The 14,733-nt window shown below is 53.2% G+C and carries 11 protein-coding genes; 9 read left to right on the top strand and 2 right to left on the bottom strand.

Going from position 1 to position 14,733, the window contains the following annotated elements:
- Window positions 1-26: 26 nt before the first annotated feature.
- From QMG16_RS06385 to fdhD, 5 genes are all read left to right on the top strand, one after another.
- A complete protein-coding gene (locus QMG16_RS06385; protein WP_281793105.1) occupies window positions 27-773 on the top strand; it encodes a zinc ribbon domain-containing protein in 747 nt (248 codons plus the stop codon).
- A gap of 187 nt (window positions 774-960) precedes the next feature.
- Window positions 961-1,914: a ribose-phosphate diphosphokinase gene (locus tag QMG16_RS06380; RefSeq protein WP_281793103.1), complete on the top strand. Its 954-nt coding sequence runs from the start codon at window positions 961-963 to the stop codon at window positions 1,912-1,914.
- Window positions 1,915-1,935: 21 nt separating this feature from the next.
- The gene (locus QMG16_RS06375) at window positions 1,936-3,273 is read left to right on the top strand and encodes a uracil-xanthine permease family protein (protein WP_281793101.1); all 1,338 of its coding nucleotides are present in this window, start codon (window positions 1,936-1,938) and stop codon (window positions 3,271-3,273) included.
- A 135-nt stretch (window positions 3,274-3,408) separates the two neighbouring features.
- A complete protein-coding gene (locus QMG16_RS06370) occupies window positions 3,409-3,861 on the top strand; it encodes an NUDIX domain-containing protein (RefSeq protein ID WP_281793099.1) in 453 nt (150 codons plus the stop codon).
- Between the two features lie 21 nt (window positions 3,862-3,882).
- Complete coding sequence (gene fdhD, locus QMG16_RS06365; protein WP_281793097.1) at window positions 3,883-4,716, top strand: formate dehydrogenase accessory sulfurtransferase FdhD; 834 nt, start codon at window positions 3,883-3,885, stop codon at window positions 4,714-4,716.
- Window positions 4,717-4,811: 95 nt separating this feature from the next.
- Here fdhD and QMG16_RS06360 read toward each other — a convergent pair whose 3' ends face one another.
- Together QMG16_RS06360 and QMG16_RS06355 are read right to left on the bottom strand one after the other, a co-directional pair.
- Complete coding sequence (locus QMG16_RS06360; RefSeq protein WP_281793095.1) at window positions 4,812-6,107, bottom strand: spore maturation protein; 1,296 nt, start codon at window positions 6,105-6,107, stop codon at window positions 4,812-4,814.
- Window positions 6,108-6,130: 23 nt separating this feature from the next.
- Window positions 6,131-9,712: an AAA family ATPase gene (locus QMG16_RS06355; protein ID WP_281793094.1), complete on the bottom strand. Its 3,582-nt coding sequence runs from the start codon at window positions 9,710-9,712 to the stop codon at window positions 6,131-6,133.
- 351 nt (window positions 9,713-10,063) lie between these two features.
- Between QMG16_RS06355 and QMG16_RS06350 the strand changes: the two genes are divergently transcribed.
- Genes QMG16_RS06350 through QMG16_RS06335 form a run of 4 tightly spaced genes read left to right on the top strand, consistent with a single transcriptional unit; the run spans window position 10,064 to window position 14,733 of the window.
- Complete coding sequence (locus QMG16_RS06350) at window positions 10,064-10,594, top strand: nucleotide exchange factor GrpE (protein ID WP_281793093.1); 531 nt, start codon at window positions 10,064-10,066, stop codon at window positions 10,592-10,594.
- A complete protein-coding gene (locus QMG16_RS06345; RefSeq protein ID WP_281793091.1) occupies window positions 10,594-12,306 on the top strand; it encodes an Hsp70 family protein in 1,713 nt (570 codons plus the stop codon). The genes QMG16_RS06350 and QMG16_RS06345 overlap by 1 nt, the downstream gene beginning before the upstream one ends.
- Window positions 12,299-14,374, top strand: a complete 2,076-nt coding sequence (locus QMG16_RS06340; protein ID WP_281793089.1) for a hypothetical protein — start codon at window positions 12,299-12,301, stop codon at window positions 14,372-14,374. The genes QMG16_RS06345 and QMG16_RS06340 overlap by 8 nt, the downstream gene beginning before the upstream one ends.
- On the top strand, window positions 14,371-14,733 hold the full coding sequence (locus tag QMG16_RS06335; protein WP_281793087.1) for a hypothetical protein: 363 nt from the start codon (window positions 14,371-14,373) through the stop codon (window positions 14,731-14,733). Before QMG16_RS06340 ends, QMG16_RS06335 begins: the two co-directional genes overlap by 4 nt.

Below are 14,733 nucleotides of genomic sequence, written 5' to 3'. Positions count from 1 at the left end.
CGTCCCTGCCTGAGAGGAGGTTCCACTTGCTTGAACAACTCAAGTTTTTGATTGAATATCAGATCCTGGAAAACAAAAAGGCGCTGCTGATCCGGAATGGAGAAGAGACTCCCAAACGCATTGCCGAACTCGAGAAGGAATTCGGACAGTACGAAGCGGAGTATCTAGCCAAAAAGGCGGACCATGAACATGCCAAAGAGATGCATCGGTCTCTGGAACAGGCGATTTCAGACCTGGAGGCTAAAATTGCACGCAGCAAACGGCGCATGAGCGAGGTCAAAACCAACAAGGAATACCAGGCGATAAACAAAGAGATCGAAGAATACAAGAAAGAGATCTCGGCCAGGGAATCTGAAATTCTCGAGGTCATGCAAAACATTGAATCCTTGAGCAACGAAGTTCTCGAACTGGAAAAGGCCCTGGAGAAGCGCAAGGAAAAGCTTCAGGAAGATCTCAAAGTACTACAGGCCGAAATGGACCATCTGAAGGAACGACTCGACCGTCTGGAAGCCTCACAAAAAGAAGTCGAGGCCAAACTGCAGCCGGACCTCCTTCGGCGTTCTCATTTTCTTTTCAAAAAACAGGCAGGCATTGCAGTCGCTCCCGTGGAAAACGGTGTCTGTCAGGTATGCCATCTCAATATTCCCCCACAGAAATTCATCGAACTCCAGCGTGATGAGACCATCATGAGCTGTCCTCATTGTCATCGCTTCGTTTACTGGCCCGGTCACGAATGCTATTGCCTGTCCGAAGATGATTATGGTGATGTGTGAAGGCGTTTGAAAGTCGCTCCTCAAAGAACATTTTTCCAGTTTTTTCAGTGTAATGTGTCCGTGAATCAGAAAGTGAAAAAACTATCAAGGAAAAGGGTTGCCATTTGAGGTGGGCTGTAATATGAAGATTGCGCCTTAGGGAACACTTTCCCTTTTGAGTTCGATTAGAGAGAGAGGATCTGGGTTCATGGCCACATACGGTTTAAAAATTTTTGCGGGAAACAGTAATCCCGACCTTGCGTTGCAGATTTGCGAGTCACTGGAAATCCCTCTGGGAAGGGCTCTTGTCACTACCTTCAGTGACGGTGAGATACGCGTTGAAATAGGAGAAAATGTTCGAGGGGCGGATGTGTTTGTGGTGCAATCCGGGGCCCCGCCGGTGAATGATCACCTGATGGAGTTGCTGGTGATGATCGATGCGCTCAAACGCGCTTCAGCCCGAAGAATCACCGCTGTTATGCCCTACTACAGCTATTCGCGACAGGATCGAAAGAACAAGCCCCGTGTTCCCATCACCGCGCGTCTGGTGGCGGACCTCATCACCCGTGTGGGAACACATCGAATTCTCACGCTGGACCTGCATGCCGGCCAGATTCAGGGGTTCTTCGACATCCCTGTGGACAACCTGTATGCTTCCCCCATTCTGCTTCCCTATATAAAGGAACATTTCAATGGGAATCTGGTTATCGTTTCTCCCGATGCCGGCGGTGTTCCCAGGGCCCGTGCCTATGCGAGTCAACTCAAAGCGGGGCTGGCTCTCATCGATAAACGCCGCTCCGATGTAAATCAGGCGGAGGCTCTGAATATCATTGGTGAAGTAGCAGGTAAAACGGCTGTAGTGCTGGACGATATGGTGGACACGGCGGGAACGCTGGTGGAGGCCACCAAGTCCCTTCTGGAAAAAGGCGCTCAGGAAGTCCATGCCTGTGTGACCCATCCCATTCTTTCAGGGCCTGCAGTGGGCCGCATCGAAAACAGCCCGCTAAAGAGTCTTGTTGTCACCGACACGGTGCCTTTGAGCCCTCAGGCAGCTCATTGCGAAAAGATCATATGCGTGCCCGCATGCAGACTTTTTTCCACCGCCATCAGAAATATCCACAACGAAGATTCCATCAGTACCCTTTTTGAAATTCTCCATTAGCCCGTGATGAGTCGTCAGTGAATGCGATGTGCGCGTTCGCTGACGACTCGTCACTGTTTCGCCATGGAAAAACCCAAATACATCTATGACATCGACGATCATCCTCCCCTGAGGTACGGGCTTGTCTATGGTCTGCAGTGGGCCGTCATCATGTTTCCCGTGCTTATCATTGTGGCAAAGTTTGCCGGCCAGGCTCTGCACATGGACGCGGCGGGAGAAATCCGTTTTTTCCAGCTCACCTTGATGGTTTCGGGTTTTTTTAGTGCCGTCCAGAGTCTCTGGGGACACCGGTACCCGGTTTTGGACGGACCGGCGTCAGCGCTGCTTTTGACCTTTATCGTGCTGGCGCCCTTCGGCATCGGGGCCATACAGGGGGGAACGCTTCTTGGCGGAGCGCTCCTCATTGGCCTGGTGCTCGTAGGAAAATTGAAGAAAATCATGGATTATACCACTCCCAACGTGGTGGGAGTCATCCTCATGTTGATCTCCTTTACCCTCCTTCCCTATGTGACTCGATCCATGATCGGCCTCGATGCAATGCACCGCAATGGCCAACTGAGCACCTTCCTGGTCAGTCTATCCCTCGTCGTCCTTATGGCCGCTTTCTCCCACTGGTTCAAAGGGTTCTGGAAGACCATCGCCCTGCTTCTGGGAATGCTTTTGGGCACACTCGTTTTTTCTCTTATCGGTTTTGCTCATTGGGGCAATGTCCTCACGGCCCCCTGGATTTCCGTCCCCCCCGACTGGATTCCGGCCCAGCCCCGCTTCTACTGGCCGGCAGTGCTGGCATGCGCATCTTCCTATATCGCAGTGATTGTCAACAGCCTGGGGAGCCTTCATGGCATAGCCAACCTGACGGATACGGAACGGCTCCCCCGAGCCATGTCGCGGTGCATTCTTCTCAACGGCATCGGGGGCATTGTCTGCGGTTTTTTGGGGATCGTCGGGACGGTCAGTTACAGTCTGAGTCCCGGAGTGGTCCTGGCAAACCGTGTGGCCAGCCGCTATACTACGGCCTATTGTGGAGTCATTTTTCTTTTCGCGGCCTTCGTTCCCAAGCTGGCGACGCTTTTGGCTTCGGTCCCTGCACCCGTCGTCGGGGCGGCGCTCTGTGCGGCCATGGGAGCCCAGGTTGGAGCAGGGCTTGCCATCGTTTCGTCGGACAAGCTGACGGGCCGTGATTATTTTGTAGTGGGCCTTCCCGTCGTTGTGGGCACCTTGATCGGTTTTCTGCCCGACCCTTTTCTGGATGCCGTGCCGGCAGGCCTCAGAATCTTCCTGGGAAACGGGCTCATTGTGGGGATCGCCATGGTCCTCCTTCTGGAACATGTTCTCATGAGAAATGGAAATGGCTCGTAGCTCATGGGCAACCGTTTACCCCTTTTGCATGATTACGCGGACGTCGCAGAGAGGGGAAAACAACCGGTTTTTGAAGTCACGATGAAGTATCTGTCTGGAACCCGGTATGCACATATCTAAAAAGGGAATGAAGCAATGGCTGATCCGACACTCAAATCCTGTCCCAAGTGTGGGACTACGGTTCATGTTTACCGAAACCCCTTCCTTACTGTAGACATTATCATTCGGATTCCTGAAAAGGGCATTGTGCTCATCGAGCGCAAGAATCCCCCTTACGGCTGGGCGCTGCCGGGAGGGTTTGTGGATTACGGGGAAAGCCTGGAGACGGCTGCCCGGCGTGAAGCCTTTGAAGAAACGAACCTGGAAGTCGAGGATCTGGAACAGTTTCACGCCTATTCAGAACCTGACCGTGATCCCCGTCAACATACTGTGAGTGTGGTTTTTACGGCCACGGGAAAGGGAATCCCAAAGGCGGCCGATGATGCAAAACACCTGGAGGTGTTTGCTCCGGATGCGCTTCCCAAAGTCCTCGCCTTCGATCATGCCAAAATCCTTTCGGATTATCTGGCATCCCTGCGCCGCCGTTGAGCCGGATTCGAGGTTCAGCTTATGACCATAGACAAAGTCCCGGAGGAAGATATCTCTTCGGAAAAGGTCTCCGCCGTTTCTACCTGGATTTATGACAGAACGGGCCAGGGCGTCGAACGCTCTCAGTGGGTGATCAAGGAGCGTCCGGTTACACTCTACCTGAACGGACGCGAAATGGTGACCCTCCTTTGCGCAGGACATCATCTGGATGAATTGGCTGTGGGATTTTTTCATGCCGAAGGCTTTCTACAGACTCGCGATGATCTGGTAACGCTCGATGTGGAGGAGGTGGCGGGAAAAGTCCGTATCGGGACAAAGGCAGATGTTTCCCTGCCGGACCGTCTCTGGATGAAGCGAACCATTACATCGGGGTGCGGCAAGGGATCTCTTTTCTATTATGCACTGGATGCCCTGATGAGCCGTCCGGTCAAGGGCGACATCGAAATTTCGCCGCAGCAGGTGCTGGATCGAGTGGAGGAGTTGCACCGGCTCAGTGAAATCTACCGTCGCACGCATGGAGTCCATAACACCGTTCTGGCTGCGCCTCACAAAGCTTTGCTCTTCCGCGACGATATCGGCAGGCATAATGCGGTGGATATGATAGTGGGGTATGCTTTCCTGAATCGCATTTCCCTGGAGGACAAAATCCTCATCACAACGGGGCGGCTTACCTCCGAGATTCTCATCAAGGCCGCCAAAGTCAACATTCCCATCATCATCAGCCGCAATACCGCCACCACACTCGCCATTGAACTGGCTCACTCCCTCAACATCACCCTCATCGGATACGCTCGTGCAGGAAAATTCACGGTCTACAGCGGCAGAGAACGAATAATTGACGCTGTTGGAGTTTGAACGGATGTTTTGGATGTGTATTTTGAGCTAGGCTTGCAACGTCATTGCTGCAAAGGCAGGAATCCAGAAAATCACAGGCTATTGATTGACACCTCCTATCCATAGAGGAAGGCGCAAATGGCGACAGAGGCCATCACCGCAACCAAATCGGCGGTAAGGGCGGCTCCAAGGGTATGGCGCAGGCTCCGCACCTGCACAGCCCCAAAGTAGACCGCCACAACGTAGAACGTTGTTTCCGTCGAACCCTGCAGTGTGGAGACAAGATAGCCGGTGTAACTGTCCGGTCCTATGGAAGGGTCTTTGATGATGGATGCGAGGATGCCGTATGCTCCCGATCCCGAAAGCGGCCTCAGAAGGGCCATGGGTAACGCTTCCGCCGGAAGGCCGACGTAAGCCGTCCATCTGCCCAGCCAGTGCACCATGGCTTCCAGTGCGCTGCTGGCGCGGAACATTCCCACAGCGACGAGAATGGCAACCAGATAGGGGATAATTTTCACGGCCACTTGAAAACCATCCTTAGCCCCATCGACGAAGACCTCGTAAATACGCACCCGGCGAAATACCCCGAAACTCAGGAAAGCGACCATGAGCCCAGGAATGACCCAGGGCGAAATCTCTTTTCCATAGAGGATCGTGACGGGGATGAGGCCGGCCAGGCACAGAAGCGCCAAAAGGCTCACCCATAGGGGATAAGAGCCGATCTGTTCGATCGAATCGGACTTGTCATCCGCTTCAGAGGAACTCCCTTCCTTTGCCATTCCTTCATTTTGGCCGGGATCGTTTTGTATGGAAAGCCTTTGATAGGCTTTTGCAGCGATTATGGCGGCAACGGTTGAACAAATCGTAGCGAATAAAGTCGTTGGGAGTATTCCCGCAGGATTGTGAGAACCTGCCGCCGCCCTAAGGGCAATGACTCCCGTTGGCAAGAGTGTCACGCTCGAAGTATTGATGGCAAGGAAGAGGGCCATGGCGTTCGTGGCGGTTCCGGGCTTCGGGTTGAGTTTATCCAGTTCCTGCATGGCGCGAATGCCAAATGGGGTTGCAGCGTTTCCAAGCCCCATGGCATTGGCCGACATATTGAGAATCATGGCACCCATGGCCGGATGTTCGGGGGGCACGTCGGGAAACAATCGCACCATGACGGGCCGGATCAAACGGGCGAGAATCGTGAGCATGCCTCCTTGCTCAGCGACTTTCATCAAGCCGAGAAAAAGGGTCATGACCCCAATGAGTCCTATGGCCAGTTCCACGGAACTTCCAGCGGATTGTACCATGGCTTGGGAAAGACGCTCCATCGGGGATGCGGCGCCCTCCGGGGAAACTTCGAAAATCTGCTGCCAACCGGCGGCCGCAAATGAAACGAGAACGATAAGGAAAAAGATCTGGTTCATCGAGGGATCGTTTCTCTTCCTCTCTACGCCACAACGCTGATTCGGCTGCGGCCGCCCGGCTGTTTTTCTACCCTGATTTGAGTGGGGATTTCATCTGCCAGCCGTTTTACATGGGAGATGACGCCCACCATCTTGCCGTTTGCCCGCAATTCCTTGAGAGTGAGCATCACTTTGTAAAGCATTTCGTCATCCAGGACACCGAAGCCTTCGTCCAGGAAGAGGGTTTCGATCTTTCGATCCTTTGCGGCCATCTCGGCCAGGCCAAGAGCCAGGCAAAGGCTGACCACGAAAGATTCGCCGCCCGAAAGGGATTTTGTGGAGCGGCAGGCGCCTTTTCGAAGGGAGTCTTCAACCTGTATTCCAAGCCCCTCGTCTGAAAGCGGTCGAAGATGATATCGGCCATTCAGTGTTTCCAGATGCTGATTGGTGCGTTCCAGCAGACGTTCCAGCATCAGCCGCTGCATGTTTTTTTTGACTTCCGTGAGATCCTGTGACCGGAGGGCTTTTTCTTCATCCATCGCGTGGGCGCAGATTTTTTCCTGTTCCGCGACCGCCCGTAATAATTCACGATATCCCCGTTCCTGCTCTCTATGCTCTTTTAAAGCGCGGTTGGCGGATTCCAGCTCTTCTTGAAGGAATTCGAGACGCTCGGTGGCTGCGACGATTTTTCCCCGCAGTGTTTCCAGGGGCATTTCCATACCCTCCGAACGGGCCGACTCCAGGGTAGCCTTCGCGGCTTCATGGCGCCCGCTCGCTTCGGACAGAGTCTTCTCGGCCTCATCCCATTGCCTGGTGATTGCCTCCTCCTGTTCTAAAAGATGCAGAAAGTCTTCCAGTTGGGCAACGGATTCAAAGCCGGCGGAGGCAGCTGCCTGGGCGGCCTTTTCCCCGGCTTCCTGGAAAGCCGTTTGCGCATCTTGAGCGTGTTCTGATGCCTGGGAAAGGGCTTTTTCCTTTTCCTGGAGCGCCTCTCGAACGGATTCCATTTCCCGTGCCAGGGCCTCCTGCTCTTCGGTGCCGGAGGCGATTTCGCTTTCCAGTTCCTGTCTTTCTTTGGCAGGATCCTGTGTTCCGAAAAGTGCTTCGCGTTCACCCTTGAGAGCGGCTAACCGATGTTGTGTGGTCTCGATCTCCGCCGCAAGGGTGTCCACCTCTTTCCGGATCTCTATGAGCTCCTGTGGCAAGGCTCCCAGCTTCTCTTCAAACGACTGCAGCCGTTCCGCTAGAGTCTCCCGTTCTTGTAAGTGGCGGCGGTAAGTTGTCCATCGCTGGTTGGCGCTTTGAAGGAAGTCCCTCTCCGTACCGGATTCCGGCAAAGACTCACCGTATTTTTTCAGGAGATCGGCCAGTTGCTCCCGGACTTTTTCTTTATTTTCTTTCAGATCCTTTGTCAGGGCATCCAGGTCGGCCAGCGCTTTGACCTGCGTTGTATGAGCTTCTTGCTGCCGATCTCTTTCCTGTTCTTTTCTGGAGAGTTTTCTTTCCTTTCTTCGCAGGGCGTGATCCGTCCAAATGCCCTGCCATTTATGCCAGCGAGCGGAGCGCAGGCGTGACTTGAAGCGTTTGATATCTCGTTTGGCGGAGTTAATCTCCTTGTGGATCGCGGCCGGGTTTGTGATGTCCCATTCACCGCCTGCTTCAGCACACGCCTTGGTCCATGCTGCGCTGATGGCTTCCAGTGCCTTCAGCCGGGATTGGAATTCACCTGCTTTCGCATTGAGAGATTCCATCTCGGCTTGTAAAGCTCTGACCTTGTCCCGTTGAGCATACAGAGTAGCTTCAGGAACACCGATATCCGGCAGCCCCTGTTCTACGTATGGATGATCCAGGGCGCCACAGAGGGGGCATGGCTTTCCAGGAGCAAGAACCGCCCGGTCGGGTGCAAATTTCTTCAGAGTTTCAATCCCCGCGAACTTTCCTTCCAACTCGGCCAGAAGCTTTTCCTCAACGGCCAGTGACTGGGACAGTGTTTCCCTTTGAGACTCAATGCGAATCAGAGTGCTGCGGACGTCTTCACCACCCGTCTGCGCCTGATATCCCTGTTGGATTTGCATGAGTTTCCCGTATGCGGCCAGATGAATTTTTCGCTCTTTGTAATGGGTATGCAAGGATTCAATGCTGTCTGCTTCGAGCAACTCCATCAACCGTTTTTCTCTCGCATTCCGACGAGCGATGATCCGTTCCACTCTTTCCCGCGCCTTCCTGGCTTCCTCTTCAGCGCGCTTGAGGGTGTCTGCAGCCTGCTGCTCGGCTTTCAGAGCCTCCGTATGCCGTCCTTGCAGCTCGTGTATCTTGCGGCGTGTCTCCAACAGACGTTTGAGCATGCTTTCAATGATTGGAATGTCGGTTTCAAGGTGGGCATCCGAAGCGTGTTCCTGGATCCAGCTCAGTACTTGCTGCTGGCGGGTTTGGGTTTCGGCGAGCTTTTTTTCGATATCCGACTGCAGTTGGGGGTGTTCTTTGAGCGAACGCTCCAATGTTTCGTACCTGGAAACGGTTTCCAGGAAACGGGAGCTTTCTGCCGCAATCTCGCGGTCCAGTTGCAGGGCTTTCTGAACGTCTCCGCTGCGCTCTTCCATCCTTTTGCGGGCTTGATCCAACCTTTCACGGCTCTTTTCCAGGCTTTTTTCCAGATCTTCAAGGCGCGTGAGATCCGCCCCAATATCGGTCTGAAGCGATTTCAAGAGCGTTTCCGTCCTGTCTGCTTCGAGCCGCAGGTCTTTGAATCGAGCCATCTCCTCCCGAAAGGGAAGCGCCTTTCTGGCTTCTTCCAGCCGGTAAAGATCTGCCTGCAACCGGTTGGCGCAGGCTTCGGCCTCTTTCAGTGCCATAAAGGCTTCGCCCTCTTCCGAGGTCAGCCGATCCACTCGCTTTTGCCAGTCCTCCTGAGCTTTGAGCTCTTGAAGGATCCGTTCGGTTTCCTGCAGCTCCTCCTCGGTCTGCTCGAGGGACTCCTGCAGGGCCTTGAGCTGATCTTTGCTCAACGGGGAATAACCGCCGGCACTCTCCTTGAGCTGAAGCAGTTTCTCATTTTCCGCCCGGGCCCTGACATGAGTCATTTCCTCCAGTTCCTGTGCCAACTCGGGTCCTATGATTTTTTCCAGAATCTCTGACCGTTCGTTTTCAAGAGCATCCAGGAAGGCTGTGAATTCGCCCTGAGCAAGGAGGATAGAGCGACAAAAACGTTTGAAGTCGAGACCGGTCAGTTCAGCGACTCGCGTGCGAACTTTGATGATCCTGTCTTCCAGCGGAGTTTCCTGTCCGTTGAGACTGACCAGGGTCATCTCGGGAGATGCCACGCGTCCATCTTTTTTGCGCACGGACCATCGGCTGCGGTAGGCGCTTCCCCCAATGGAAAAAGTCACTTCGGAATAGGAATGGTCTGCCTCCCAGTTTAATACTCCTCCTCCTTCGACGTCTTTCATACGCGGGGTTTCACCGTAGAGCCCCAGGGTGATGGCATCGAGAATACTGGTCTTGCCGGAGCCGTTGGGGCCGACGATAGCAAAGAGTCCCGTGTCCGCCAGTGGGGGCTCGTCAAAGCGGATTTCAAATGTCCCCTGTAATGAATTGATATTTTCAAATTTGACGCCTAATATTTTCATCTTTCCCCTCCGCCGAAAGAGTATCCAGTGACAAGAGTTGCCGCCCGGTGTGTAGGAGCGGGGTACGGCGAATCTGCATTGTTTTCAATGGCCATATCATGGACATTTCAATGGTGCAAAGGGAAAAATTTCCAATATCTCAAGAGCTGTGAATGCACTCTTCAAAAGCAGCGGGCAGGGTCTTGTTTGCATCGCGGGCGCAGCGGACGGTTTCTTTTCTGCGATTCGGATTTTTATTAAGTCCATAAAAATAGTTGCTTTTGGAAGGGGTGTACACTTATCTTTTGTTTATGATTATTTTTAGAATTTTTTGCTTCAGTATCATGGATGATGGGTGGAGACAGGTCTAATATGTGGTCTAAATTGTTTCAGCTTTTCAGGCGAAAAACGGCTTCCGACGATGCATTCAAAGCGGATGCCGCGGCGCTTCAGGAGCTGCAGGCGGTCAAGAAACTGCTTCGAAAGCAGAATATATTCCTGGAAAAAATGAGAGAAGAACTGCTTGCTCAGAGTGAAGGACAGAGCCGGCAGCAGTTGCAGCCGCTTTTGTCTTTTGCCGAGGCTTATTTTTTCCTGAGCCAATCTCTTGGGCAGTATGAGGCTTTGTCGGCACAGCGTCGGGAAGCTGTCGAAATGGTTTGGAGCCGCCTGGACGGACTGCTCGCCGCCGTCCAGGTGACGATGATTCGCCAGGAAGGAGTCCCTTTTGATGGCCGTCTGCACGAAGCCATTGAAAACACATCGCCGGAATATGACCAGCTCAAGGTATTGCGAGTCCTTCAACCGGGTTATCTGCATGAGGGTAAAGTCATCAAGACAGCCAAGGTCGTTATCGGCCAGAACGAAACCATTGAAGCATTATTACGAGGAGTCAACCATTGATGGGTGAGATAATCTGTGGCATTGATCTGGGAACTACCAATTCAGTCGTTGCCTACCTCAATAAAGGTAAACCCGAGGCCGTCCCGGTAGAAGAAGGAAGCGCTATCGTGCCTTCAGTCGTCAGTCTTGACGAATCGAGCGGCGAATTGGTCGTCGGCCGAAGAGCGCGGAACAGGCTGGCAGCTTTTCCCGACCATACGGTGCGCTCCGTAAAACGTCTCATGGGGAAGGATTCCGTAATTCGTCTCGGGAGTCAAGAATTTAGCCCCGAAGAGGTCTCTTCCCTGATTCTCCGCTATCTTATTCACAAGGCTTCGGAGTTCTTGGGCCAGGAGATTCGAAAGGCGGTGATCACGGTGCCCGCCTATTTTGACGATGCACAGCGCAGGGCCACCATCCGCGCCGGGGAATTGGCGGGTCTCGAAGTGCTGCGAATCATCAACGAACCTACCGCAGCCGCCCTGGTATACGATCAGGTCACCTCGGAAGAATCGGAACCCAATCCTTACCTTATGGTTTACGATCTCGGAGGGGGGACCTTCGACGTCTCCATCCTGGAAATCAAGGGCGAAATCAAGGAGGTGCTGGCCTCTTGCGGCAATGCCGCTCTCGGAGGAGATGATTTCGACGAACGGCTCAAAGATTTCTTTTTGCGACACATCAAGGAAAAGACGGGATCGGACTTGTCCGGAGATCATGCTGTGAATGTCAGACTGCGGGATATTGCTGAGAGAACAAAAATCGTTCTTTCAGATCAGCCTTACGCATCCGTCGACGAGGTGGCTGTAGCCATGATCGGCGGGGAGCCGGTCAATCTCAGTCTGGAAGTCAGTCGCGCGGATTTCGAGGAGATGACCGACGATCTTCTGGCCAAGACCCTGGATAAGGTGCAGGAAGCCCTCAATGAAGCCAGCCTTGATCCGGAAGATATCGGCAGGATCATCCTCGTAGGGGGCGCCACCCGCATGCCTGCGGTTCAAGAGGAACTCTCCGAGATGTTCAATCGGTCCATCGAGCATTCTCTGGATCCCGATCTCTGCGTGGCATTGGGTGCGAGCGTTCAGGCAGGTCTCATTGCAGGCGAGCCTCTCGGGCATATCCTTCTCGATGTTAGCGCCCACTCGCTGGGTGTGAAAACCATGGATGAAATCGATCCCAAAACGGGCGAGGCGGATTACTTTTCTGTCATTATTCGCAGAAACAGCCGCATTCCAGCGAGCCGTTCGGAAGTCTATTACACGATGGTTCCGAACCAGGACGGAGTCAAGGTGGAGGTGTTCCAGGGCGAGAGCGCCTCCTGCGCGGAAAACACTCTCGTCGGGCAGTTTTATTTCCCTTTGAAGCCGGCTCCCGCTGGATCTCCTGTGACCGTAGAGTTTGCCTATGACCGGGAGGGCATTGTCCACGTCTCCGTGAACCAGAAAGGGTTCGAAAACAGCAAAACGGTTACCCTGAATGTTCGGCAGAAAGCTTTCCAGGAAGTCGCGGAAGGCGACTTGATGGATAAACCCATCAACTACATTTCCGAGAAGGCGCGACGCATCATAAACGATGAGCGGTTGCCTCAGGATGTGCGCGATCAGCTGAAAAAGCTTACCGGACAATATGAGAAAGCCGTATCGAGCGGGGACGACGAGCGGATTGACGAACTGGAAGACCGGCTGCTGGAAAAGATCGAAGAAGCCGAGGAAGTGCTGGAAGACATTGGCTAAGAAAAAGACGAAAAAGCTCGAGCGGGACCTCGAAAAATTCTTGCGCACCGGCAACTACTGGAAGTGGCTGCACGAAGTGGAAGCGTCGAATCTGGAGGCTCAATACGCCGAAGATCTTTCAGATGTCTGGAAAAGCCTTATCCGGAGAGCGCTTCGGGATCCCCATGCTTTCAAAACTTTCTGCGAGGAGGTTCAGAGCATCAGGAACCTTCCTGCATCCGCCGACTTCACTTTTCTGATGGTGCTCGAAGGCTTTTTGGAAGGCACCAAGACCCGCCAGGATCTGGCCGACCTGAAAGGTTTGAGCCTCCCTGCAGAGACCCTGAGAGAGAGGGCCCTTCTCTGGAATGATGAAATCTTTTCCTCCGGGCGAATGCAAAAGCTTTTGAAGCCTTTTGCCGTACAGCCGGAAAAGGTGACACAACGCTATTATGACGAACTTTCCAGGGCTCTGATTGAAACCGAACTTGCTGTACCCGTTGAAATGCTGGGTGAACACATTCCGGAACTGCGCCGAATGAACAGTAAGGCGGGAGTGGCAAAAGGCTGGAAAGCGGTCGATTTCGAGGAACTGGCCAATCTGGAAGATTCTTTATCGAATATTATGGAAAACTTTCCGCCCTCCCTCTTTCAGCTGTTGGTGCATCCTTTCGCATTTCAGATCGCCGCCCTCATGAAGCGGCTTGGAGGGAAGGGGGACCCGTCATCGATGGCCGGGCTGGTATCTGCTATACCCACTTTGTTTCAATCGGTGGCGGGAGAAAACGCGGATGAAATCCGTGCACAACTGTTACGCGCACACCCTGAATCCATGTCGGCCGCCGAAATCCCACGGCTCGAGTCGCAAATTGCCACGGGGAGCTTCGAGGAAAAGCTGGTGCTCCTGAATCGGATGCGAGAGATGCTCAAACAAAAGAGCCACAAGGATGAAGAGGAGTTTCTGCCGTTTTCCCTTTTCGGCGAGGAAGAGGAGGTAGACGAGGAATCCTGGCGTGTGTTTCGCTTGCTTTTCAACGAGATTTTGCGGGAAATTGGGGAAAGGACAAAAGATATCAGCCCTCGCGAGGGAAAAGAATTGCGGCAGGTCATGGATCGAATCATCCAGGACAATTTTCCGCTACTGATCGACGACCCGGGCGATGCTAAAGAGTTGGCTCCTCTCCTTTCCCGTCTGGTGGAGGCGCATTGCCTCGGCAAGCGCCTGGCGCTGCTCGCCCTGATAGTTGCCAAGGGGGCGAGAAACGTCTCCTTGCAGCACGCCGCGGAAAGTGTTCTCGACCAATCAGCTCCTGTGGATATAGGCGACATGGAATGGCTGCTCACAGTTTTTAGACCCCTTTATTATCCCGGTCTGAGAATATTGACTCCCCTTTTGGATCGCTTCCCCAGCGACAGCGAAATTTACCCCATGATTCCCATGAAAATTCTTCATGATACAGAGGATTTGGTTGCTTTGCGCACCCTTACCGGGCTTAGCCATGGGCTCATGGCCGGTTTCACAAAAGGTCTCGAGAAAAAGTTTGCGCAAGAATTCAATAAACTGCGGCAGGAGCTCAAAGAGCTTGGGGATTATCAACAGCTGAATTTATTGAGGAAATATATAGAATGCTTTCCCGAAGGGATCCATACCCCGGAGGCTTTAAATAACTGGTTGGAGAATCTGCGAAACTTTTACCCGGGGAATTTTCTATCCGCTTTGAGGAAAGAACTCGAGGGACTCGCAGTCAAGAAGGCAAGTGCTGAGGATATGTTTTTCCTGGATGATTCCGTCACCCAATTCCTGGATGGACAAATCAGTACAATTTTCAACTTCTTGAAGAAGCATGAAGATGACCTTTTGACGGCGGAACCGGGCGATCTCCAGGGGCTGTTTGATGTAATGAAAAAATTCAGGAGCCTCCTCCGTCGGGATCCCAGCCCTCTCGTGCGGGTGGGAAATATGTTACAAAGGCGTATTGAGAGTGGAGACATGGATGTCGCTCCCGTCAGAGATCAATTCATGAGGTTGCTCAGCGAGGTGGCAAAGCCGCCGGCCAAAAGCAGCAGGAGGAAAAGAGGGCGGAAATGACACGGGAAGAAGCTTTGAAAAATCTGAACCTGCCTGAGTCGGCAGGCAAAGAAGAGATCGAAAAGGCCTACCAGCGAATGGTTCGCCGTTATCCTCCAGAATTTCACCCGGAACGGTTCCGCCAGATCGATGAGAGTTACCGGACGCTTACCTCTCTGCCATTCCTCCTAGAAAATCTCCTTTCTCCCACATTGAAGCAGGCGGAGTTGGATCCGGCGCTTTTTTCCTTCTCGCCGTCGCTCTCCGATGATTGTCTGGAAAATGCCATGTCAGAAATTCGAAAAGCGTTCTTGATGGATTACCTTTGGGCTACCCCTCCGGCACCAGAAAAAAAAGTGAAACCGGGACAAAAAAGGTAA

The organism is Desulforhabdus amnigena (assembly GCF_027925305.1).
Lineage (GTDB): Bacteria > Desulfobacterota > Syntrophobacteria > Syntrophobacterales > Syntrophobacteraceae > Desulforhabdus > Desulforhabdus amnigena.
Note: the sequence above shows the minus strand (reverse complement) of the source record. Positions and strands in the feature narration are given on the sequence as shown.